Below are 22,942 nucleotides of genomic sequence, written 5' to 3'. Positions count from 1 at the left end.
CTGCTCAGCTTCCCCTGAACACCGGCTTGCGCTTCTCGATGAACGCCTGCACCGCCTCGCGGTGATCGTCGGTGGTAGTGAGCATGATCAGCCTCTCGGCCTCGCGGTTGCGGGCGGCGTTGAAATCCAGCGACAGCGCCTCGTCCAGATTGTCCTTCATATAATGCAGTGCCAGCGCCGGCCCCTCGGCCAGCGACTTGGCGAGCGCGAATGCTTCATCCTCCAATTGCACGTCCGGCACCACGCGGTTGACGAGCCCGATCGCCTCGCAGCGCACGGCATCAACCCGCTCCGAAGTGAACATCAATTCGCGCGCCCGCGCCGTGCCGACCAGCCGCGTCAACAGCCAGGCGATGCCGTAATCGCCTGACAGCGCGATGCGCGCATAGCCGGTGGAAATGAACGCCGATTGCGCGGCGATGCGGATGTCGCAGGCCATGGCAAGCGCGAGCCCGGCGCCGACCGCAGGCCCGGGCAGCGACGCGATCGTCGGCTTGCGAACAGCGACCAGCGCACCGGTCAACAGCCGCTGCCGCTCCTGCAGATCGGCGACCTTGGCATCAAACGACATTTCGCGCTTTTTCTGATCGCGATGGGCGCCCATGCCTTTGACGTTACCGCCGGCGCAGAACGCCTGGCCGGCGCCGGTGATCAAGAGCGCGCCGACATCTGGATTGTCGCCGCAAGCCTTGATCATGCTCCGCAGCGCCGGCGTCAGGTTGTCCGACAGCGCATTGCGCGCGTCCGGGCGGTTGAGCGTGATGAGCGCGACGCGGTCGCGGATCGTGCAAAGGAGTTCGTCGGTGCCGGTGTCGATGCTGGTTTCGGTTGTCATGGTGTTCCCCCTTTGGCCCCGTCACTCCGGGGCGGTGCGTCGGCACCGAACCCGGAATCTCGAGATTCCGGGCTCGCCCTTCGGGCGCCCCGGAATGTGTTCATCAAAACTTCTCAACCCAGGGCCGCAATTCCATTTCCCAGGTCCAGGCGCTACGCGGCTGGCGCAGTACATTCCAGTAGCTGAGCGCAATGGCGTCGGGATCGAGCATCGAATCCGGGCGGTCGGAGGCTTCCGTGCGCGCCGCGCTGCGGATGCCGCCGTCGATGACGAAATGCGCGACATGAATGCCCTGCGGGGACAATTCGCGTGCCAGCGACTGGGCGAGACCGCGCAGGCCGAACTTGCCCATCGCAAACGGCGCCGACTGTGCATAGCCCTTGACGCTGGCGGAAGCGCCGGTGAACAGGATCGCGCCGTGCCTGCTGGGCAGCATCCTTTTTGCCGCTTGCTGCGCCACGAGGAAGCCGCCGAAGGCGCTGATCATGATGGATTGGGCGACGTCGGCCGGCACCAGATCGACAAAGGTGCCGCGCGCCCGCGCGCTGGCGTTGTAGACGACGAGATCGGGCGCGCCGAATTCGCGCTCGACAAGGCCGAACAGCCGTTCGACATCGTCGGCTTCTGCCGCATTGCACGCGTAGGCTCGTGCGCCGGTCTCGTGACAGAGCGCGCCGAGCTTCTCGATTTTCCGCGCGGCGAGCGCGACCTGGATGTTTTCGCGGGCGAACAGGCGGGCGAGCGAGGCGCTCAAGCCTTCGCCGGCGCCAACAATAAGTGCGATTTTGTACGACGGAATATCCATGGCGCCGTCCTTAGCAAGGTTGGTGGGAATCCTTATCTAGGCGCGCAAAGCAGCGCGGCAACCGCGCGCGTCGATCTTGCGCAAAATCCCGATTGATGCGGGATGGCTTTATGGCGAGAATGGCGGCGAACCTTGGCGGAAGAGGGCGACATCCTCGCTCCGGCATATGCAAGAGATCCGCCATGGCATGACGTCTTCCTGGCGGCGGCCCATCAGCCGTCTCCTGCGGAGCATGACGTATATCATCCAAAGCTGGCAAACGGGACGGAAACCAACACGAGTCTTCACAAAATGCATCAGCCTATCAAAGACGAAACCACCGCCCGCGCGGACCGCTCCGAATTGCTGGCGCCTGATACCACGGGCATGAATTTCTACCGGGCCGATCCCGCGCTCGCCGATCTCTTGCGCATTCATCTGCCGGATCCGTTGTTCCGTCACATCGAGCCGCATCTCGACAGGTTGGGCGATCTCGCCGGCGGCCATCTCGACGACTGCGCCCGGCTTGCCGATCGCCACGTTCCGGTGCTGCATCAGCGCGACAAGTTCGGGCGGGACGTGCAATCGATCGAATATCATCCAGCCTATCGCGAACTGGAGCGCGTCGCCTTCGGCGAGTTCGGCATTCACGCCATGTCGATCCGCAAGGGAATTTTGGGCTGGCCCGACAAATATCCGGTGGTCGCCAAACATGCCTTCACGTTCCTGTTCAATCAGGCCGAGTTCGGTCTCGGCTGCCCGATCAACGTCACCGATGGTTGCGCAAAGCTGCTGGCAAATTTCGGCAGCGAGGAGCTGAAGGCCAAATATCTCGACGGCCTGGTCCAGACCGATATGAGCAAACTCACCCAGGGCGGCCAGTTCATGACCGAAAAAGAAGGCGGCTCCGACGTCGGCACGCTGACCACCACCGCCGTCCAGGAAGGCGACCATTGGCGCCTCCATGGTGAGAAATGGTTCTGCTCCAATGCCGATGCTAAAGTGGTGATGCTGTTGGCGCGGCCGCAAGGCGCGCCCGCTGGGACACGCGGCGTCGGGCTGTTCCTGATGCCGCGCTTCCTCGACGATGGTTCGCAGAATCACTACCGGATCGTCCGGCTGAAGGACAAGCTCGGGACGCGTTCGATGGCCTCGGGCGAGATCAAGCTGGAGGGCGCAATTGCCTATGCGGTCGGCCGCCTCGATCGCGGTTTTGTGCAGATGGCGGAGATGGTCAACTCTTCACGCCTTTCCAACGGCGTCAAGTCGACCGCGCTAATGCGGCGCGCCTGTCACGACGCCATGACGGTTGCCAAAAACCGTGTTGTGTTCGGCAGCCGCATCATCGACCTGCCGCTGGGACGGCGGCAGTTGATGAAGATCATGCTTGCCACCGAGCAGGCGCTGTCGATGAGTTTTCTCACCGCGGATGCACTCGATCGCGCCGAAGCGGGCAGACAGGATGCCGCGGCATTGTTGCGCATTCTGACCCCAACGCTGAAATTCCGCGCCACGCGCGATGCGCGAAAGGTGTGCGGCGATGCGTTGGAGATGCGCGGTGGCATCGGTTACATCGAAGAGTTCGCCACCGCGCGGCTCTTGCGCGACGCGCATCTCGGCTCGATCTGGGAGGGCACCGGCAATATCGTTGCGCTCGATGCGCTGAAGCGCGCAGTCGGCCGCCACGGCGCGGAATCCGCGCTGTCAGCCGACCTGCACGCCCGGCTCGGCGAAGCTGTGGCAGTGCCGCAGGCTTGGCGCGACCGCCTGCGTTATCTCGTCGACCGCGCAGTCGGTTTTGCCCGCGAGGTCGCCGCGTGCGCCGACAACGAGGCCGAGGCGCGGCGCGCGACCAGCCTGCTTTATCATGTCGCAAGTGCGGTCGCGCTGGCGTGGGAGGGGGCGCGCATCAACGATATGCGCGGGGATGCACGACGGCTGTTATTGTCGCGGCTGGTGCTCGATCATCGCCTGTCCTCCGGCGACCCGTTCCGGCTGACGAACAATGCCACGGAAAGTGCGATCGCAGGTCTCCTGCTTGGCGAGCGCCCGGCTGGCATGGCCGAGATTGGCGAATTGCTGGCAGCATAACATCATTCCGGGTTCAGCCCTGCCGGCTGCCCCGGAATGACGGCGAGCTAATCATCAATCATTAAACATCGGCGGCGGCACGAAGCCGCCGAACTCGCGCTCCATCAGCTCGGCCAATTTGATCGGCGTGCGATCCTCGAGCCAGGGGCCCAGGATCTGCACGCCGATCGGCAGGCCGTCCGAGGCGAAGCCGGTCGGAATCGCGGTGGCGGGAAGGCCGGGCAGCGTCGCAATGCCGGGCCAGGACAATTGATCAGGATAGACGTAATCCCTGCCATCGATGTTGACACGGCGCTTCTCCTGCTCCGGCGAGTGATCGTGCGGATAGGCCTGCGTCGGCATAATTGGACAGATCACGGCGTCAAAATTCTTGAACAGCTCGCGCCACTGCGCGCGCAGCCGGCCGCGGGCGCCCTCGTCCAGCACCCAGTCCCGATGGCTCACTGCTATACCGCGCAGCCGTTCGGCGGGGAGGCTGGTGTCATCGGGCTTGAGCTGTACAGCAGCCGCTTTGGCGGCCTCATATTGTTCGGCTGGCCAGAACGAGGCGAGAAAGGCCATCAGCATTCGCATGTAGAGACGCGACGATTCCACGAAATCGGGCAGCAGTGGACTTTGCCGCGCAATGCTCGCGCCGGCCTTTGCAAGCTTGCCCGCGAGCTTCTCAATGCTCTCGCGGATCTCCTTGTTCGGCGGCAGCATGGGATGGCCGTCGATGACCAGCACGCGGAAATCGGCGAGCCTGCTGTGACGCGGCGGCGGCAGCGCCAGCTTATAGCCGACGCCAGCTTCCAGCGGGTCGGGGCCTGCGATCACGTCGAGCAGGAGGGAAAGATCGGCCGCGCTGCGGGCCATCGGGCCGAGCACCGACATGTCGCGATCAAGCGGCATTGGCGGCACCTGCGGCGGCGTGTGGCCGCGCGTAGCGACCAGGCCAAAGGTCGGCTTGTGCGCATAGACGCCGCAGTGAAACGCCGGCACGCGCAGCGAGCCGCCAATATCCGAGCCGATCGAGAGCGGGCCATAGCCCGCCGCAAGCGCCGCCGATGATCCGCCCGAGGAGCCGCCGGGGGTTCGACCGAGGTCGTAAGGGTTATTGGTGGTGCCGTAGATATCGTTGTAGCTCTGCCAGTCTCCCAAACCCACGGGAACGTTGGTCTTGCCGATGATTACGCCGCCGGCGTCCTTGATGCGCGTGATCGCCAGCGCGTCCTGCGTCGGCCTAAAGTCCTTCTGCGGGACGAACCCCCAGGTCGTGGGAAGCCCGGCAACATTGAAGGACTCCTTGACTGTGAGGGGGATACCGAGCAGCGGCTTCTTCTCGCCGCGCGCAAGGCTCGCGTCCGCAGCGCGCGCCGCCTGCAGGGCGCGTTCGAAATCGCGCACGCAGATGGCGTTGATCCTGCCGTCGTGACGCTCGATCCGCGCGATCGCGTCTTCGGTGAGTTCGACCGCGGAGATCTGACGTGCCGCGAGCGCGGCCGACAGTTCGGTCGCGGTCTTGAAGCTCCATTGCGATTTGGCCAAAGCGTTTTCCCCTTCTGATCCTTCCGAGATGATCGAATGATGATCAGAATGTGCGGCGCCCGCAAGGTGTGGCTTGACCCGAATTGCTAGAGAAGACTAGCCGGGCAGCATGCGCTGCATGATGCGATCGCGATAGATAAACATATGCGCGAACGCCGCGACCACGTGAAATCCGATGAGAACGAGCAGTGTCCACTCCGCGGCCTGATGCAGGCCGTCGATGGCTTTGCCTGCCGCCGCATTGTCGGAAGCGAGCATCGGCAGCGGAAACAAATAGAAATAGGAGACCGACCAGCCGCGGAACGATGCGAACAGCCAGCCCGTCAACGTCGTCGCCAGCACCAGGAAGTAGAGCATCCAATGCACCAGCTCCGAGCTCAGGCGCTGCCAGGGTGGCAGCGTGCTCTCGGGCGCAACAGGATGGGTCAACCGCCAAGCCAAGCGCAGCACGATGAGAATGAGAATCGAGATGCCGAACGAGATGTGAAGGATCATGCCGACGCCGGGCTGCTGGCCGCGGTGAATGTCAGGCATCAGCCAGCCGATCGGGTATTGCACGACAAGCAGCGCAACGATCAGCCAATGAAAGATTTTGGCGGTGGTGCCGTAATGCAGGCGAGGGATCATGGATCGACTATATCTCAGAGCTCGTGACGGGAGGATTACCAGGTCCGCTGTGTCGAATGCGACATCGGATTGACAGGGCCGACCGTAGCGTGCTCGGTCGCGTCGGATTTTCCGGGGACCGGAAAGGCGTAGCCGATAATGGTCTTCACTACCCAGCGGTCGGATTGGGGAGTTAGGCCGTAGCCGATGCCAAGGTCCACATCAAAGACCCCGAACTTGAAATCGGTGACCGCAAACAGCGTGTGTTGCTGGTCGGCGAGCTTGGGGAAGGCCCCGATCCTTCCGAAGTCGGCGTAATATTCGAAGCCGGCGTAGAGATCATCTCCCAGCTTTCGCGCGACGCGGACGGCCGGCGCGAAATCGGCCTCGCCGTATTTTCCGAAGCCGACATCGACAATCGGATTGACGATGAATTCATATTCGCTGTTGCGGACGCCGATGATGGGACGGATTTCCAGGGCCCACCGGGTCTGCGCGAAAGGCGGCGTCTCGTTGCTCAACTCGAAATTCACACCGTAGAAGAAATTGCGTTGATCGGCATGCGGGGTGACGAACAGCATCCTGACCTTGAACGCATCCGAGTAAAATTGCTCGTGCGCAATCGAGAAGGGCAGATAGAGCCCGACCTCCCACCAGTCGGTCACGCCATAGGCGAATTCCGGCGTGCCGTTGAGGCTGTGGTTGGACACGAGGCCGCCCGGAAACGGTGGATTGGTCAGTCCGCCCGGGATGTAGTTGAGGTGCTGCTGGATCGTGAACTGGCCGACCTCGGCAATGGATGCGTTGTAGACCTGGATTTCGTCGGTTGCCTTCGCAGGCATGATGATGAAGGGCACGATCGCGGCGGCTCCAGCCGCGGCGAAGCCGGAACGCCGCATGAGGTCGAAAACACGTTTCTCCATCGCCCAGCCCGCCTAGGCGGCCCCGATCAGAATGCCGACCCCGAGTACGATGACGCCGCCCAGCACGATCTGGAATACCGCCTGCAGGAATGGCGTATCCATGTAGCGTGCGCGGATAAAGGCAATCGCCCATAGTTCGAAGAATACCACCACGGAGGCGATCGCGGTCGCGATCCAGAAGGCGTTGGGCCAGGCGTCCGGCACCAGATAGGGAAGGGTGTGACCGAGGCCGCCGAGCGTCGTCATGAATCCGCAGGTGAGGCCGCGCAGCCAGGGCGAGCCGCGTCCGGTCAGTGAACCATCGTCGGACAGGGCTTCCGCAAAGCCCATGCTGATGCCCGCGCCAATCGAGGCGGCAAGGCCCACCACAAAGGTCTGCCAGTTGTGATGCGTGGCAAAGGCGGCCGCGAACAGGGGAGCCAGTGTCGAGACCGAGCCGTCCATCAGGCCGGCGAGTCCGGGCTGGACATATTGCAGGACGAAGACGCGCCGGCGTGTGCGGTCTTCGGCGGCGCGCACGTCGGGGCTCAGAATCTCGTGGGTGAGTCGTGTCGCGACCTTTTCGTGACCCTTTTCCGCCTCGGCAAGGTCACCAAGCAGCCGCCGCACGGCAACGTCCTGCGCCTGTTCGGCAGCCTTGGTGTAAAACCGCTCGGCCTCGAACTCCATGGTCTCCGCCTCTTTGCGGATGGTCTCGAGCGGCAGGTTCTTGGTGAGCCACACCGGGCGACGGCGCAGGAAGCCCTTCACGTCCTCCCTGCGGATCGGCGGCAGATGCGGGCCGAAGCGCTGCTCATAAAGCTCGAGCAGCATGTGGCGATGGCCGCGTTCTTCTTCGGCCATCTCCTCGAACAGCTTTGCCGAATCAGGGTAGCGGTCCTTCAGGTCTTCGGCGAAGGTCATGTAGATGCGGCTGTCTTCCTCCTCCGCGGAGATCGCCACCGCCAGCACCTCGCGCTCGGTTAGATCCGCGAAATTCTTCATCAGAAAGCGTCCAGGACATAATTTAGAACGGTTCTAAACGATCTATAGAGGCTCGTTTGCGCGCGGTCAAATCGGCCGCAATTCACGACTACGCCAGCGAGCCTTGTGCCGTGGCGCCTGTCGTGGGAACCGTTCGCACGAGCTGTCGGTTTCCGTTAGCCGAGCATTGGTCAACCACGGGGGAAGTATGGAAAAGGTCAAATATCGTCTCAACGATCCGCGGCTCGCGCCGCGGCGAACCAAGCTCGAAATTCCCGGTTGGGCCGGCAAGCGCGAACCGCGCGCCGACGGGTCACGCGAACAGGTATGGCATTGCGTGCCGTTTTCGGAAGGCGCTCAGTACGGAATCGAGCTGTTTTATCCATACGACTTTGAGCTGCATGTCTCGACCAAAGACGGCCATTTGATCCTGGAAGGTGATTGGGGCGAGCCGCCGCCGGACAGCACCTTGCAATGGCCGCCTTTCCGCAACTTCGGCGATACGTTCTACACCTACCAGCTTCTGCTCGATCTGAAAGTGCCACCGGGGTTCGCGATCAGGACCGAGCCGCATCCGCGCTTCTATGCGGATGCGACCGGCACCGTGCCGATCGCCGTCCCGGCGCTGATTCGCAATTGGTGGCCGATGGTGTTCTTTTGCGTGTTCAAGGCACCCCCGGAGGGCGGCACGCATATTTTCCGGCCAGGCGAGCCGTTCATGCAGATCATCGTCATCCCCGAAGAAGCGCCGTTCGAACTCGAGCCGATGGGGCGTGACGAAGCCGCCGAGCGCGAACTGCAGTCGCGCCGCATCTATGCCAACCGGCCGACCTTGGGTAAGGGCACCGAGTGGACATCGTCGACCGATACCGTGTTTGACGGCACCTACCGGCATCTTCATCGCGCCGCGAAAGAGAAGGCGCGACAGACCTAAAACAATTACCGGGCTCTCCATAGAGAACCCGGCGACTCGTCACGCCATCACAAGGTCACAAGGCGATCAGTAGCGATCGTAATACCAGTGATGATGGTGGTGATGGTGATGATGGTGGTGGTGGTGATACCAGCGGCGGGGCGGCACCACATAGACGCGGGGGCCGTAGTCATAGTCATAGCCCCGATAGCCGTAGTGATGGTGGTGGTGGTGATGATGGTGGTGATGGTGATACCACTGCGCCACCTTGACGTTGGCGTCGGTCGAGCCTTCGTTCGGCTTGGGAGGCGCCTGTTCATCCAGCGCCTGCAATATTTTGGCGGCGTTCGGGATCGGCTCTAACAAGTCGGCGTAGGAATTGGCTTTCAGCGCGTCCGATGGGTTCGGTGCCGGCGCGGGCGAGGCCTGCGCGGCACCCAGCGTGCCGAGCGCAGCGACCGCTCCCAATAGTCCAGCGATTCTCTTCTCCATACATCTCCTCCAAATGCGCATTGCCCGGGATCGCAACGCAAGCATCAAACGATCGTTCCCCCAGCAATCCCGCGTTCGCCGACGATAGAGTTTTGATTCTGAACGGCTGATGAAGCTAGCGGACTTGTCTTGCAGCCGCCTGCTTCAGGAATTGGAGCAGAAGCCGATTGATCTCCGCGGGCTGCTCCTGCTGCACCCAGTGGCCCGCGCCATCCACCAGATGACAACCGATCATCGCTGTGCACGCGCTCGATTGCATCGTCTCGAATGCGCCGGCGCGCTGATAGATGCCCCAATCCTGCTTGCCCGCAATGAAGCAGGAAGGCACGTCGATGGTCTTGCCCGACCATAGCTGCAACTCCGCATCAAATGCGCCCGACGTGCCGCAGCGATACCATTGCAAGCCGCCCTGGAATCCAGTGCGCGCATACTCGCTTGTGTAGAAGGCAAGCTCGCTGTCCGGCAGCCACTTATTTGCGGCGATCTCCGTTGAAGACGGCATTTCCTCCGCAACCGTCTCAGGCATCGTCTTGTCAACATCCATCACATAATAGGTCGGCAGCTTCGCGAGCTCTTCCGCAGACCAGGACTTGAGCGGCGAGGGCTGGTTGTGTTTCCAGTCCGCGCTCTTGTGGTGATAGTAGGCGCGCAGGAAATCGTGCAGGCCCTGCGGCGCCTGCGTCATGTCGGCATTCGCCTCGCGCGTTGAATAGTACCATTGATAATGCTTGCGCGGCCGCGGCAGACGCGCGAGTTCGCGATGCACGGGGTCTTCCGCCGGCGGCAACGCAGGCCTGTCCGCGGTGTCGAAGGGCAATTTCGGCGCACCTGCGAACGGCGCGCTCATCATCACCACCGAGCGGAATACATCTGGTCGCAGCAATGCACACCACGCCGCGACCGGACTGCCGAAATCGTGTCCGATCACGGCATCGACGCTGCGATAGCCGTACGCCGACACCAGGCCCAGCGCATCACGGACCAGATTGGTTAGCCGAAATGGCGCGAGATCGCCGTCATACTCCGCACTCCACCCGGTGGTGCGGCCATAACCGCGCTGGTCCGGTGCGATCACATGATAGCCGGCTTGCGCAAGTGCCGGCATCACCTTGCGCCAGGAAAAGGCAAGTTCGGGGAAGCCGTGCAGTAGCAACACGCACGGGCGGCCGCGTGTCTCGAAGCCGGCCTCCAGCACATGCATGGTCAGGCCATTGATGCCCTCGACATAGCGGGAGCGGATGCCAGGCGGAAGCAGGATCGAAGGAAGAGAGATGGCCATGGTTGTTTCCTCGTCATGGCCAGGCTCGTCCCGGCCATCCACGTGCTTTTTCCGCCGCCATTTTCTAAGACGTGGATGTTCGGCACAAGGCCGGGCATGACGGCTCTTGTTTGGTTTTGGCGCCTAAATCCGCACCGAAGTCTTCGGCCAATAGCGGTCGCGCAAGTGGCGCTTCACCAATTTCCCTGTCGGCGTGCGCGGCAGCTCGGCTTCGAAGTCGATGCTGCGCGGGCATTTGATCGGGGAAAGATGCTGTTTGCAAAACTGGATCAGCTCGGCCTCGAATGCCTTGTTCGCACGCGCCATGTCGTTCGGCTGCACCACCGCCTTGACCTCTTCGCCCATTTCTTCATTCGGCACGCCGAACACCGCGACATCGGCGACCTCGGGATGCGTGATCAGCACATCCTCGGTCTCCTGCGGATAGATGTTCACCCCGCCGGAAATGATCATATAGGACTTACGGTCGGTCAAATAGAGATAGCCGTCTTGATCCAGATAGCCGACGTCGCCCAGCGTCGACCAGCCCTTCGAGTTGTAGGCGCGTTTCGTCTTCTCGGAATCGTTGTGATAGGAGAAGCTAGGTGCATCGGCAAAATAAATGGTGCCGATCTCGCCGATCGGCAGCTCCTCATCGTCCTCGCCCAGAATCTTGACCTTACCGACCACGGCGCGGCCGACACTGCCGCGATGCTCGAGCCATTGCTGCGAATTGCAGACCGTGACACCATTGCCTTCGGAGCCCGCGTAGTACTCGACCAGGATTGGCCCCCACCATTCGATCATCCTGGCCTTCACGTCGATTGGACAGGGGGCCGCGGCATGGATCGCGCTCCTGAGCGACGACAAGTCGTGCTGCTTGCGTACCGCTTCCGGCAGCTTGAGCATGCGCACGAACATGGTCGGTACCAACTGCGAATGCGTGATCCTGTACTTCTCGACCAGGCGCAAAAAGCCTTCCGCATCGAAGGACTCCATGATGATGGAGGTGCCGCCGAGCACGGTCACCATCATGTTGAAGCGAAGCGGCGCCGCGTGATAGAGCGGCGCCGGCGAAAGATAGACGGTCTCTGATCCCATCCCGCACATGTTCGCGCAAAGCGTCAGCAGGAACGGGTTCGGCGAATCAATCGGTTTGCCCTCGAACTGTTTTTTGATGCCCTTGGGCCGGCCGGTGGTGCCGGACGAATAGAGCATGTCGTAGCCGGCGATTTCGTCGGTGATCGGCGTCACCGGCTGCGCGATCGCTTCCTTGTCCCAGGAACGAAAACCGGCCTGCGGCACGTCCAGCATGAAGAACAACGGCTCGCCGGGTGCGCCCGTGATGAGGCTTTTCACCTGCTCAGCGCATTTCGGCGAGGTGATCACGACCTTGGCGCCGCAATCCTTCACGATGTAGTCGATCTCGTCGTGCGTGAGATAGCGGCTGATCGCGGTGTAATAGAGCCCCGCCCGTTGTGCGGCCCAGCAGATCTCCATGAAGGCGAGCCGGTTCTCCATCAGGAAGGCGATGTGGTCGCCCGCCTTCAGTCCCAATGCGCGAAACAGATGCGCACCCTGGTTCGACAACTCGTCAAGCTCGCGATAGGTGATCGCCTTGCCCGTTCCTGCCATCTGGTAGGCAATCTTGTCCGGATGGGTGCGCGCGTGGATGGAGGGATGGGTCATCGGGATTACCGGTTGGATCGAATATCCTGACCAAATGGAGGCTGTCATCCGGGGGGAAGCCAGGACCATAACCCCTGGGCTTGAGTTCGTGGCACCTTAGAGCAACTCGTCATTCGAGGAGCGGAGCGGACGAAGCAATCCAGCGCACAATTCGAGACTCTGGATTGCTTCGCGGAGCCTGTCATCGGGCCGCGCTACGCGCGGACCCGTTGGCTCGCAATGACGGAGGCCTATGCGATGCAACAGCATCTGCCTGTGGTTATGGGCTCAAGGCCGGGACGACAGCATTCGTGTAGACGCTTGTTACAGCCGCTCGATGATCGTCACGTTGGCCATGCCGCCGCCTTCGCACATGGTCTGCAGGCCATAGCGCTTGTTGCGTTGCTTTAGCGCATTCACCAGCGTCGTCATCAGCTTGGTGCCGGACGAGCCGAGCGGGTGGCCGAGCGCGATCGCGCCGCCGTTGACGTTGAGCCGTTCAGGATCCGCCCCTGTCGTCTTCAGCCAGGCGGTCGGCACGGAGGCGAAGGCTTCGTTGACCTCGAACAGGCCGATGTCGTCGATCTTCATGCCCGTTTTTTTCAGCGCGCGTTCGGTCGCGTGCAGCGGCGCGTCCAGCATGATCACGGGATCGCCGCCCATCATTGTCATGTGATGAATACGCGCGAGCGGCTTGGCGCCAAGCGACTTCAAGCCGCGCTCGTTGACCACCACAACGCCGGAGGCGCCGTCGCAGATCTGGCTGGCGGAGGCTGCGGTCAGCTTGCCATTCTCCGCGATCAACTTGACGCCCTTGATGCCTTCAAGGCTCACATCGAAGCGGATGCCTTCGTCGATATGGTGGGTATCGGTCGTGCCGTCGGCGCGCGTGATTTCGACCGGGACGATCTCGTCATTGAAGCGGCCGGCTTGTGTTGCCGCGATTGCGCGCTGATGGCTTCGATAGGAATATTCGTCGAGCTCGTCCTTCGAGAGCCCGTATTTTTCCGCCATCATCTCCGCGCCGGTGAACTGGCTGAACATGATGTTGGGATAGCGCTTCTCGATGTTCGGGCTTTTGTAGTGGCCGAAGCCGTTCTTCGCCGGCAGCGCGGAAGCGAGTCCCATGGGCACCCTCGTCATCGATTCCACGCCCGCGGCGATTACGACGTCCATGGCGCCCGACATCACCGTCTGGGCCGCGAAGTGCAGTGCCTGTTGGGATGAGCCGCATTGCCGGTCGATCGAGGTGCCGGGCACGCTCTCGGGGAGTTTTGAGGCCAGAACCGCGTTGCGCGCGACGTTGTTGGACTGCTCGCCGGTCTGCATCACGCAGCCCATGATGACGTCCTCGATCTGCTCGGGAGCGGCACCCGACCGCTCCACCAGCGCATCCAGGACGGTGGCGGCGAGATCGGCCGGGTGCCAGCCCGCGAGACGTCCCCCCTTGCGGCCGCCGGCAGTGCGCGCGGCGGCGACGATATAAGCCTCGGCCATCTCTTTAATCTCCCTAGATCTTGTTTTTCGCTTGGTCTGGACGACGGCGCGGATTTAAGAGGCGGAAGGCAGTTTAGTCAATCGTTCAATTAACTCTTGAGATGGGCCGCGGCTTCAGCTTATCTGCGGGCCAGGCCCTCCGTGAAGGATCTGATCGCCCTTGAGTACCAGCGCCCCCAACAGGCTCCAGAGCGGCAGAAATACCACCGCCGACAAGTTACTCGTAGCGGCGAGCGAGTTGATGATCGAACGCGCCTCGATCGACGTATCCTTGAGCGACATCGCGCAGAAGTCCGGGGTCAATGCTGCGCTGGTGAAATATCACTTCGGCAACAAGGACGGGCTGCTTCTAGCGCTGCTCGCGCGCGATGCCGCGACCGAAATGGACAATCTCGAATATCTGCTGGCCCAGCCGATCACGCCGACGGCGAAGCTAAAGCTGCACATCGCCGGCATCATCCGCGCCTATCACCGCTTCCCCTATATGAACCGGCTGATCCATTACCTGCTGCATGAAAGCAGCGCGGAGTCGGCCGATGCAGTTTCGAAGTTCTTCGTGGCGCCACTATTGGACTTTCATCGCCGCCTGCTCGCAGAAGGCATCGCCGCGGGCGAGTTTCGCGACGTCGACCCGGTGCTGTTCTACACCAGCCTGATCGGCGCCTGCGACCACCTGTTCTTCGGTCGCCACGCGATGTCTCGCGCCATTGGCGTCGGCCCGGTCACGGACGAGGTTTGCCGCAATTACATCAAGCATATGGAAGCACTGATCTGCGGCGGCATGCTGGAACGCAAGGAGACGCAGCGTGAATTGGAAGAAGCGAATAGGGAGTAGCGAATAGCGAGGTTGTGGCCGGGAACGTCGGCGTGGCGCCATCCCCATTTGCTACTCGCTATTATCCAAACAAGCTCAGGAAACGCCCAAGGAGAAAATCAAAATGCAGTTGAAAGACGTTGCCGTTGTCATCACCGGCGGTGGTTCGGGCCTGGGGGCCGCTACCGCGCGCGCCATAGCCGCCAAAGGCGCGAAGATCGGCGTGCTCGATCAGAGCAGTGAGAATGCGGAAAAGATCGCAGCCGAGGTGAAGGGCGTCGCGCTGCACGCCGACGTCACCGACGAAGAACAGGTCAAGGCGGCGCTGGCCAAAGCGGAGGTCGCACATGGCGTCGCGCGCGTGCTGGTCAATTGTGCCGGCATCGGCGGCTCGCAACGCATCGTCGGCAAGGACGGCGTGTACCCGCTCGCGAAGTTCACCCGCGTCATTCATGTCAATCTGATCGGAACCTTCAACTGCCTGCGGCTGTTCGCGGAGCGGCTCGTGCCGGCCGAGCCGGTCGGCGAAGAGCGCGGTGTCATCATCAACACCGCCAGCGTCGCGGCCTTCGAAGGCCAGATCGGCCAGATCGCCTATTCTGCATCCAAGGGCGGCGTGGTCGGCCTCACGCTCCCTGCTGCGCGCGACCTCGCCCAGCACAAGATCCGTGTCAACACCATCGCGCCGGGCCTGTTCTTCACGCCCCTTCTGATGGGTTTGAGCGAAGAGGCGCGCAAGAGCCTGGGTGCGCAGGTGCCGCATCCGGCGCGGCTGGGCGACGCGTCCGAATATGGCGCCCTCGCCGTGCACATCGTCGAGAACGCGATGCTCAATGGTGAGACCATCCGTCTCGACGGCGCGATCCGCATGGCGCCGCGCTAGTTATTATGGCGCCGCGCTAGTTATTGTCGTCCCGGCGAAAGCCGGGACCCATAACCATCGGGCGCCATTGTTGCGAAGATCAATTGACACCGATCGCTTCGCAGAGAAGTTCCGCAGCATGGATCCCGGCTTTCGCGGGGACGACGAAAAAGAAGCCTCCGAGGTTAGCGCCGCTTCGAGGCGCCGCGGAATGACGGAGCCAATTCACGCACACCAACGCGAGTAACGCCCCATGAATTTCGATTTCTCCGACGAGCAAAAGCAACTCCGTGACGAAGCACGAAAATTCCTCGCTGAGAGATGTCCGCCGAAAGCGGTGCGTGCCGTGCTCGATGGCAAGGCGCCCTACGATCGCGAACTGTGGCAGGGCCTCGCCGAGATGGGCTTTCTCGGGGTCGCGATTCCGGAAAACTATGGCGGTGCCGGTGCCGGCCATCTCGAACTCTGCGTGATCGCTGAAGAGATGGGGCGCTCGCTCGCGCCGGTGCCATTCTCTTCGACCGTCTATCTTGCCGCGGAAGCGCTGCTGCTCGCGGGCAGCGAGGCGCAGAAGCAGAAATGGTTGCCGAAGATCGCTTCAGGTGAAGCGATCGGCACGCTCGCGCTGTTCGAAGGCAAGGGCAATCCGTCACCACGGGCAATCAGGCTAGCCGCATCGGGCGGTACGTTGAGCGGCGTGAAAATGCCTGTGCCCGATGGCGCGATCGCCGATTTTGCGATTGTTGCCGCCCGCACGGGGGTGAGCGGACGTGACACCGATATCTCGCTCTTTCTGACGGAGCTGAAGGGCGAGGGCGTCGAGGTCAAGTCGCTCTCCAACATCGATCCCACCCGCGGCCAGGCCGAGATCACCTTGAAGAATTGCAGGGCCGAGCCGCTCGGCCGCGCCAGTGAAGGCTGGAGCATTCTCACGCAACTGCTCGACCGCGCCGCGGTGTTGATGGCCTTCGAGCAGGTCGGCGGCGCCGATCGCGCCTTGGAAATGGGCCGCGACTATGCGCTCGACCGCATCGCCTTCGGCCGGCCGATCGGCTCGTTCCAGGCGGTCAAGCACATGCTCGCAGACATGTATGTGTCGGCAACGCTGGCGCGCTCGAATTCCTACTACGGCGCCTGGGCGCTTTCGACCAATTCGTCGGAATTGCCGGAAGCCGCCGCCGCGGCGCGCATCAGCGCGACCCAGGCGTTCCAGCACTGCGCCAAGAACAACATCCAGGTCCACGGCGGCATGGGTTTCACCTGGGAGTTCGACTGCCACATGTTCTACCGCCGTGCCAACGCGACGGCACTTGGCCTGGGCAGCCTCTCTTATTGGGAAGACGCGCTGATCGACCGCATGCGCAAGCGAAATGCGGCTTGAGTTGCAAGGACGTCATTCCGGGGAGCATCGAAGATGCGAGCCCGGAATCTAGAGGTTTGGATCGAGATTCCGGGTTCGCGCTTCGCGTACCCCGGAATGACAGGAGAGAGGATTCGTCATGAATTTCGACGACACTCCGCACGAAGCCGCCTTCCGTGCCGAAGCGCGCGCCTGGATCGCGGCCAATGCGCCCAAGCAATATGAAGACGAGCTGCGCAGATCCTCGCTCGGCCGCACCCAGCTCACCGGCGCCAACGTGCTCGAGGTCGCCAAGGCCTGGCAGAGGAAGAAGGCCGAAGCCGGCTGGGCTTGCCTGCATTGGCCCAGGGAATGTGGCGGCCGCGGCGCCTCTCCGATCGAGCGGGTGATCTGGCAGCAGGAAGAAGGGCCTTACGGCAGGCTCTCCGCGATGTTTATCATCGGGCACGGCATGTGCGGGCCGACCATGATGGCCTTCGCCAGTGAAGAGCAGAAGCGGCGCTATCTGCCGCCGCTGGCCTCTGGCGAGAAGATCTGGTGCCAGTTGTTCTCCGAGCCTTCCGCAGGCTCGGACGTCGCGGGCCTGCGCAGCCGTGCGGAGAAAAGCGGTGACGAATGGATCGTCAACGGCCAGAAGATCTGGACGTCGGGCGCGCATTATTCCGACTACGGCATTCTGCTGACACGGACTGACCCTGCCGCGCCAAAACACAAGGGGCTCACCATGTTCTTCCTGGACATGAAGAGCCCGGGCATTGAGGTGCGGCCGATCAAGCAGGCGAGCGGACAATCTGATTTCAACGAGGTCTATTTCACCGACGTTCGCATTCCGGATGCCCAGCGTCTAGGCGCTGTCAATGACGGCTGGAATGTCGCGCTGACCACCTTGATGAACGAGCGCATGTCGATCGGCGCCGGCGTCGCTACCGGCTTTCCGGAACTGTTCGAGTTCTGCAGCAATCTGGTGCTCGAGGACGGCCTCGCCATCGACGACCGCAATGTGCGCTCGAAACTGGCGAATTGGGCTGTGAAGGCGAGCGGGCTGAAATATACCAGCTTCCGCGCCATCTCCGCGCTCTCCCGCGGCGAGCGGCCGGGGCCGGAAAATTCCATCGGCAAGCTCGTGGCGGGCTCGATGATCCAGGAGGTTGCGATGTTTGCGCTCGATCTGCAGGGCGCGGCGGGTGTGTTGAACGGACCGGAGGCGGAACTCGCCGGCAAGTTTCAAGCGATGCTGCTGCGCGCGCCGGGCACGCGTGTCGAAGGCGGCACCGACGAGATCATGCGCAACATCATCGCCGAGCGCGTGCTGGGCCTGCCCGGCGACATCCGTGTCGACAAGGATGTGCCGTTCAACCAGATACCGACGAAGGGGCGGAGCTAGAGATTACGACGTCATTCCGGGCGCGCGAAAGCGCGAAGCCGGAATCCAGAAGTTTGGGATCGAGATTCCGGGTTCGCGATTTCGCCGCGCCCCGGAATGACGAGGAGAGAGACACCATGAACTTCGATGACACCCCGCAGGAAGCCGCTTTTCGTGCGCAAGCGCGCCAATGGATCGATGCCAATGCGCCGAAAGAGCTGGAAGCCGAGCTTTCGCAATCCTCGCTGGGGCGGATCAAGCTCAAGAACCACGACATCGTCGAGGTGGCAAAGCGCTGGCAGAAGAAGAAGGCGGATGCGGGATGGGCCTGCCTGCAATGGCCGAAGGAATATGGCGGTCGCGGCGCCTCGCCGGTCGAGCGCGTGATCTGGCAGCAGGAAGAGGGCCTCTACGGCAAGCTGACCCAGCCCTTCCAGATTGGCGAAGGCATGTGCGGGCCGACCGTGATGGCCTATGGGTCAGAGGCCGACAAGCGGCGCTATTTGCCGAAGATCGCGTCAGGCGAGGAAATCTGGTGCCAGCTCTTTTCCGAGCCCGCGGGCGGCTCCGATGTCGCGGGCCTGCGCACCCGCGCGGAGAAACGCGGCGGTGAGTGGATCATCAACGGCCAGAAGATCTGGACGTCGGGCGCGCATTATTCCGATTACGGCATCCTGATCACCCGCACCGATCCCACCGTGCCCAAGCACAAGGGGCTCACGATGTTCTATATCAGCATGAAGAGCTCCGGCGTCGAGGTGAAGCCGATCAAGCAGGCCAATGGCCTGCAGGAGTTCAACGAGGTGTTCTTCACCGACCTGCGCATTCCTGATTCGCAGCGGCTGGGCGCAGTCGGCGACGGCTGGAACGTGTCGTTGACGACCTTGATGAACGAGCGCATGTCGATCGGCGCGCGGCTCACCACCGGTTTCTCGGAAATCTTCGCCTTCTGCAACAGCCTGATGACTGAGGATGGCCCCGCCATCGACGATCGCGCCACGCGTGAGAGGCTTGCGAATTGGGCTGTGAGGAACAGCGGCCTGAAATACACCAGCTACCGCGCGGTCTCGGCGCTGTCGAAGGGCGAGCGTCCGGGACCGGAAAATTCCATCGGCAAGCTGGTGGCGGGCTCGATGCTGCAGGACATCGCCGCTTACGCGATGGACCTGCAGGGCGCGGCCGGCGTTCTCAACGATCCGGACGTGGCGGAGGCGGCCGGCCAGTTCCAGCAGATGCTGTTGTCGTCGCCCTCGATGCGCATCGCCGGGGGCACCGACGAAATCCTCCGCAACATCATCGCCGAGCGGGTGCTCGGATTGCCAGGGGATATTCGCGTCGACAAGGATGTGCCGTTCAACAAGATTCCGACCAAGGGACGTGGTTGACACCCCTCATTCCGGGCGCGCGAATGCGCGACCCCGGAATGATACCGGAGAGAGTTGCTCATGACTTCCATCGCAGCCGACAAGGCGCAACAACAGCCGATCGAGATTCTGGAGGAGCTGCTCGCCGCGCGCTTCTCCTGCCGCGCCTTTCTGTCCAAACCCGTGCCGGGTCCGACCATCGAGCGTATCCTTGCTGCCGCACAAAGGACGGCATCCTGGTGCAACAGCCAACCCTGGCGGCTGGAGATCACCTCGGGCGCGGCCACGCAGAAATTCCGCGAGGTGATGTATGCGGCGGCCTCGAGCGGCAAGCCCACTGCCGGCGACTTTCCGTTTCCGCGCGAATATCGCGGCGTCTATCTGGAGCGCCGGCGCGAGAGCGGCTTCCAACTCTACAATTCGCTCGGCATCGCGCGCGGCGACAAGGCGGGCTACGCCAGGCAGTCGCTGGAGAACTTCAATTTCTTCGGCGCGCCCCATGTCGCCATCGTCCACAGCGACGAGGCGCTCGGCGTCTATGGCGCGATCGACTGCGGCGGCTACGTCACGAGCTTCATGCTGGCGGCACAGGCGCTCGGGGTCGCCACCATTCCACAGGCGGCGCTGGCGTTTCATTCCGACGTGGTCCGCGCCCATTTCGGCCTTGCCGATGACCGCCACGTCGTCTGCGGGATTTCGTTCGGCTATCCGGATCTGGCGCACAAGGCCAACAGCTATCGCACCACGCGTGCCGAGATCGCCGATGCGGTCAGGTTCTTCGACGACTAGGCGCTGCCATTAACTTAGGACACGCGTCATTCATATTGATGAACCGGACCGGCGTTGTGCGCCTTCACGTTGCCGCGCCCGCATCGGCCTAGATGGGCCCGTCGTCGCGTCCGTTGGCGGATTTCTCCCGAGTTTCATAGGCTTCCAGCAATGCTATTGACAAAAGCCGTTCCAACATCTTGAGTTGCAAGGCCCTCGCATCCACGATGCACAATTGTAGCTGGGCAATGATCTTGTCGAGTGCAGGTTCGGTCACGGCTATAAACCCGGAATAGCAGCGAGTCGCATGCAGATGCCGCCCAAGCCCGCCGCATTGAAGGCCGATGAAACGACGGCTTTCGGCCTTCGGCTTATGAGGAGCTTTCTTGCGTTGCGCAGCATGCGGCACCGTGAGGAGCTGATTGCGTTTGCCGAGCGGCTGCTCGAAGAAGAACGGAAGTCCCCGGTCGAGCCCGCCGACTGACCTCGGCAATCCTCCGCCAGGTTGATGGCGAGCAGGTCAGTGGCGAATCGCTTGGTCCGATCCGACCGGAAGGCGCTTCCCGGCATTTCTTCGAATTGCAGAGTAACGCGCGGGCTTTTCACCAAGCCTGCGATTGCGTCGACAAAGGCCGGAGCGCGCCATCTCCAGTCCGATTCCCCGTTTTGCACTCAATGCCTCCCGCGCAACGAGCAGGTTAATATTGAACAACCTTTAGTCAATCGCAAACAGGCCGCTCGGGAACAAAATCGCAGTAGCGTGATCATCAATCGCCGAGGATTGAGCGGCGTCGTTGATCCAGGTCCAATCGCCTCCGGAAAACTGCGCGGGATGATGCCCGTCAGAATCGCGGCGGACGTTTTTCGGCGAAGGCCTTGACGCCTTCCTTGATCTCCTCGCCATGCATGCTGTCGCGATGGCGCTTGTCGGCGGCGGCCTCGTCCAGGCTGGCGCGCGCGAACTCGTTGATGGTCCGCTTCATGCCGCGCATGGCGATCGGCGCATTGGCGGCGAGTGCGGCCGCGAGCCGGTCGACTTCCTCGTCCAGCGCTTCGGCTGACGCCAGCGCGGTGAGATAGCCGATCCGCAGCATCTCGGCGGCATCGATCTTCTGTGCCGTCAGGAACAGTTTCTTGGCATTATCGACGCCGAGCCGGGACACGTAGCGCTTGATGCCGCTCTTGTAGTAGTGCAGCCCTAATCGGGCCGCCGGCATGAACATCTCGCAGGTGTCGACGCCGATGCGGAAGTCGCAGGCCAGCGCGAGGTCGGTCGCGCCGCCATAGACGCCGCCATTGAGGCGGCAGATGGTCGGCAGGCCTAAATCCTCCAGGCGGTCGACGACGACCTCGAACGCCGATCCCGCCGTCTGCTCCTGCGCGGTCGCCGTGCGTTCGGCGATCGAGCCGAGATCGTAGCCGGCGCTGAAGGCACGGCCGGTGCCGGTCAGGACGACCACGCGTATGGCAGGATCCGCCTCGATCGCATCGAACAGCTTCAAGAGTGCATCGAGATCCTCCGGCTGCAGCCGGTTCAGGTGCCGGGGGCGGTTGAGGCGGATGGTGGCGCGCGTGCCATCGCGCTCGAGAAGGGGCGGGCTCGCCGCTTCGCTGTCTGCGGCAGGTTGAAGTCGGGTCATTGATTCTCCAGCGCGCGCCGCTTGGCCTCGGCATCGATGGTCTGAGCGAGATCGGGATGACGCGCCACTAACAGGCGGAAGTCGACAAGGTCTAGCACCAGGAGCTTTGACAAGCGCGTGGTGGTGATATTCGCGGAGCGCAGGTTGTTGCCGAGCAGGGCCATCTCGCCGAAGAACGCACCTTCGCCGAGCCGCACTTTCTTGCCGGGCAGGTCGACCTCCACTTCGCCCGAGGCGATGAAATACATGCAATCGCCGCGCTGGCCCTTGCGGATGATCACGACGCGCGGCGGCAGGTCGAGCGTGCGCAGCATATGCGTGACGTCGGCGATCGCCGCGGGGCCGAGATTGGCGAAGAACGGCACCTTGGTCACCGATTCCCATGTCCTCAAGAAATTGTCGCGCCGGGTCTCGGCGGCAAAGCCGGTCGCGAGGATACCGGTCCACAGGCCGAACACGCCAAGCCCGCAGATCATCACCACGCCCGCGACCAGCCGGCCGAGTGGGGTGATCGGCACCGCGTCGCCATAGCCCGTGGTGGTCAGCGTCACCACCGCCCACCACAGCGCCGAGGGCAAATTGCCGAACACCGCCGGCTGCGCCTCGCGCTCGAGGGCGTAGACCGCGGCCGAGCCCAGAAACAGCACCATCAGAAACAGCACCAGCACACTGAGCAGCGGACCGGATTCCAGCACCAGCACCCGGCGCAATTGCCGCAAACCGGGAACGCCCGGAAAAACCTTGACGATCCACAGCACCGCGAACAGCCATGCCGTCCTGTCGCCGGCACCACACAGCAACGCGATGGGCACGGCGATCGCGCAGACGGCGTCCACGAGTCCCCGGCCGGACAGCAGATATCGCGTGCCGCCGCCGGTGCTCGCGGCGCGGCGAATCCGCACCAGCCATTCGAAGGCAAAAAACGCGAGGCACCCCCACAGCACGCCTTCGATCCAATGCCGCGCCGCGGCGTAGGCCTCATCGATGGTGAGCAGCACGACCATGAGAATGCCAATCGTGACGGCTGCATAGGCCGCCTTGGTCATGTTCCGGCCGGCGGTGGCGGTCACAAATTCTGCCAGACCCGGAAAAGCTTCTGGCTTGGACATTCGACGGCGCTGCCCGCTATCAGAGAAAAAATGCGATCCGGCCGCGACTTGGCCGGGGACGACAAGGTGCCCGGACGGGACAGGGCCGTCAACGAGGCTTGCGGC

The 22,942-nt window shown here is 62.7% G+C and carries 21 protein-coding genes; 8 read left to right on the top strand and 13 right to left on the bottom strand.

What is annotated here, in order from left to right:
* Positions 1-4: 4 nt before the first annotated feature.
* Both F758_RS0127370 and F758_RS0127365 read right to left on the bottom strand, forming a co-directional pair.
* Complete coding sequence (locus F758_RS0127370) at positions 5-835, bottom strand: enoyl-CoA hydratase (protein ID WP_024510879.1); 831 nt, start codon at positions 833-835, stop codon at positions 5-7.
* 103 nt (positions 836-938) lie between these two features.
* Positions 939-1,640 carry an SDR family NAD(P)-dependent oxidoreductase gene (locus tag F758_RS0127365; RefSeq protein ID WP_024510878.1) on the bottom strand — a complete coding sequence of 234 codons (702 nt, stop codon included), beginning with the start codon at positions 1,638-1,640 and terminating at the stop codon, positions 939-941.
* A 291-nt stretch (positions 1,641-1,931) separates the two neighbouring features.
* Between F758_RS0127365 and F758_RS0127360 the strand changes: the two genes are divergently transcribed.
* Complete coding sequence (locus F758_RS0127360) at positions 1,932-3,710, top strand: acyl-CoA dehydrogenase family protein (RefSeq protein WP_024510877.1); 1,779 nt, start codon at positions 1,932-1,934, stop codon at positions 3,708-3,710.
* 54 nt (positions 3,711-3,764) lie between these two features.
* Here F758_RS0127360 and F758_RS0127355 read toward each other — a convergent pair whose 3' ends face one another.
* The 4 genes from F758_RS0127355 to mbfA all read right to left on the bottom strand — a co-directional run bounded on the left by F758_RS0127355 (position 3,765) and on the right by mbfA (position 7,750).
* Positions 3,765-5,237, bottom strand: coding sequence for an amidase (locus F758_RS0127355; protein WP_024510876.1), 1,473 nt, complete (start codon positions 5,235-5,237; stop codon positions 3,765-3,767).
* 96 nt (positions 5,238-5,333) lie between these two features.
* Complete coding sequence (locus tag F758_RS0127350; protein WP_024510875.1) at positions 5,334-5,864, bottom strand: cytochrome b; 531 nt, start codon at positions 5,862-5,864, stop codon at positions 5,334-5,336.
* Positions 5,865-5,899: 35 nt separating this feature from the next.
* Positions 5,900-6,766 carry a hypothetical protein gene (locus F758_RS0127345; RefSeq protein WP_024510874.1) on the bottom strand — a complete coding sequence of 289 codons (867 nt, stop codon included), beginning with the start codon at positions 6,764-6,766 and terminating at the stop codon, positions 5,900-5,902.
* Between the two features lie 12 nt (positions 6,767-6,778).
* Positions 6,779-7,750 carry an iron exporter MbfA gene (gene mbfA, locus F758_RS0127340; protein ID WP_024510873.1) on the bottom strand — a complete coding sequence of 324 codons (972 nt, stop codon included), beginning with the start codon at positions 7,748-7,750 and terminating at the stop codon, positions 6,779-6,781.
* Between the two features lie 187 nt (positions 7,751-7,937).
* On the opposite strand from mbfA, the gene F758_RS0127335 reads away from it, so the two are divergent.
* Positions 7,938-8,663: a hypothetical protein gene (locus tag F758_RS0127335; protein WP_024510872.1), complete on the top strand. Its 726-nt coding sequence runs from the start codon at positions 7,938-7,940 to the stop codon at positions 8,661-8,663.
* 66 nt (positions 8,664-8,729) lie between these two features.
* Here the strand turns inward: F758_RS0127335 and F758_RS48160 are convergent, their stop codons facing one another.
* The 4 genes from F758_RS48160 to F758_RS0127315 form a co-directional block, all read right to left on the bottom strand.
* Positions 8,730-9,134 carry a hypothetical protein gene (locus F758_RS48160; RefSeq protein ID WP_084305671.1) on the bottom strand — a complete coding sequence of 135 codons (405 nt, stop codon included), beginning with the start codon at positions 9,132-9,134 and terminating at the stop codon, positions 8,730-8,732.
* A gap of 115 nt (positions 9,135-9,249) precedes the next feature.
* The gene (locus F758_RS0127325; protein ID WP_024510870.1) at positions 9,250-10,413 is read right to left on the bottom strand and encodes an alpha/beta hydrolase; all 1,164 of its coding nucleotides are present in this window, start codon (positions 10,411-10,413) and stop codon (positions 9,250-9,252) included.
* 123 nt (positions 10,414-10,536) lie between these two features.
* Positions 10,537-12,081: an acyl-CoA synthetase gene (locus F758_RS0127320; RefSeq protein ID WP_024510869.1), complete on the bottom strand. Its 1,545-nt coding sequence runs from the start codon at positions 12,079-12,081 to the stop codon at positions 10,537-10,539.
* Positions 12,082-12,384: 303 nt separating this feature from the next.
* A complete protein-coding gene (locus F758_RS0127315; protein ID WP_024510868.1) occupies positions 12,385-13,557 on the bottom strand; it encodes an acetyl-CoA C-acetyltransferase in 1,173 nt (390 codons plus the stop codon).
* A 160-nt stretch (positions 13,558-13,717) separates the two neighbouring features.
* Here F758_RS0127315 and F758_RS0127310 point away from each other — a divergent pair, with 160 nt between their 5' ends.
* The 6 genes from F758_RS0127310 (at position 13,718) to F758_RS0127285 (ending at position 20,109) form a co-directional block, all read left to right on the top strand.
* Positions 13,718-14,392, top strand: coding sequence for a TetR family transcriptional regulator (locus F758_RS0127310; RefSeq protein ID WP_035723219.1), 675 nt, complete (start codon positions 13,718-13,720; stop codon positions 14,390-14,392).
* 103 nt (positions 14,393-14,495) lie between these two features.
* Positions 14,496-15,254, top strand: a complete 759-nt coding sequence (locus F758_RS0127305; protein WP_024510866.1) for an SDR family NAD(P)-dependent oxidoreductase — start codon at positions 14,496-14,498, stop codon at positions 15,252-15,254.
* A gap of 232 nt (positions 15,255-15,486) precedes the next feature.
* Positions 15,487-16,614 (top strand): acyl-CoA dehydrogenase family protein, encoded by a 1,128-nt coding sequence (locus F758_RS0127300; protein ID WP_024510865.1) that lies wholly within the window; start codon positions 15,487-15,489, stop codon positions 16,612-16,614.
* A gap of 118 nt (positions 16,615-16,732) precedes the next feature.
* Positions 16,733-17,977 carry an acyl-CoA dehydrogenase gene (locus tag F758_RS0127295; RefSeq protein ID WP_024510864.1) on the top strand — a complete coding sequence of 415 codons (1,245 nt, stop codon included), beginning with the start codon at positions 16,733-16,735 and terminating at the stop codon, positions 17,975-17,977.
* A gap of 116 nt (positions 17,978-18,093) precedes the next feature.
* Positions 18,094-19,341, top strand: coding sequence for an acyl-CoA dehydrogenase (locus F758_RS0127290; protein WP_024510863.1), 1,248 nt, complete (start codon positions 18,094-18,096; stop codon positions 19,339-19,341).
* 60 nt (positions 19,342-19,401) lie between these two features.
* Entirely contained in the window at positions 19,402-20,109 is a 708-nt protein-coding gene (locus tag F758_RS0127285) for a nitroreductase (RefSeq protein WP_024510862.1), read from the top strand.
* A gap of 88 nt (positions 20,110-20,197) precedes the next feature.
* Here F758_RS0127285 and F758_RS49855 read toward each other — a convergent pair whose 3' ends face one another.
* From F758_RS49855 to F758_RS0127270, 3 genes are all read right to left on the bottom strand, one after another.
* Positions 20,198-20,581, bottom strand: a complete 384-nt coding sequence (locus F758_RS49855; RefSeq protein WP_024510861.1) for a hypothetical protein — start codon at positions 20,579-20,581, stop codon at positions 20,198-20,200.
* A 349-nt stretch (positions 20,582-20,930) separates the two neighbouring features.
* Positions 20,931-21,728 carry an enoyl-CoA hydratase/isomerase family protein gene (locus F758_RS0127275; protein ID WP_024510860.1) on the bottom strand — a complete coding sequence of 266 codons (798 nt, stop codon included), beginning with the start codon at positions 21,726-21,728 and terminating at the stop codon, positions 20,931-20,933.
* Positions 21,725-22,837 (bottom strand): cyclic nucleotide-gated ion channel, encoded by a 1,113-nt coding sequence (locus tag F758_RS0127270; RefSeq protein ID WP_024510859.1) that lies wholly within the window; start codon positions 22,835-22,837, stop codon positions 21,725-21,727. The genes F758_RS0127275 and F758_RS0127270 overlap by 4 nt, the downstream gene beginning before the upstream one ends.
* Between the last annotated feature and the right edge of the window lie 105 nt (positions 22,838-22,942).

The sequence above is a fragment of the Bradyrhizobium sp. ARR65 genome, assembly GCF_000472385.1.
Lineage (GTDB): Bacteria > Pseudomonadota > Alphaproteobacteria > Rhizobiales > Xanthobacteraceae > Bradyrhizobium.
This window is presented reverse-complemented; position numbering and strand designations above follow the sequence as displayed.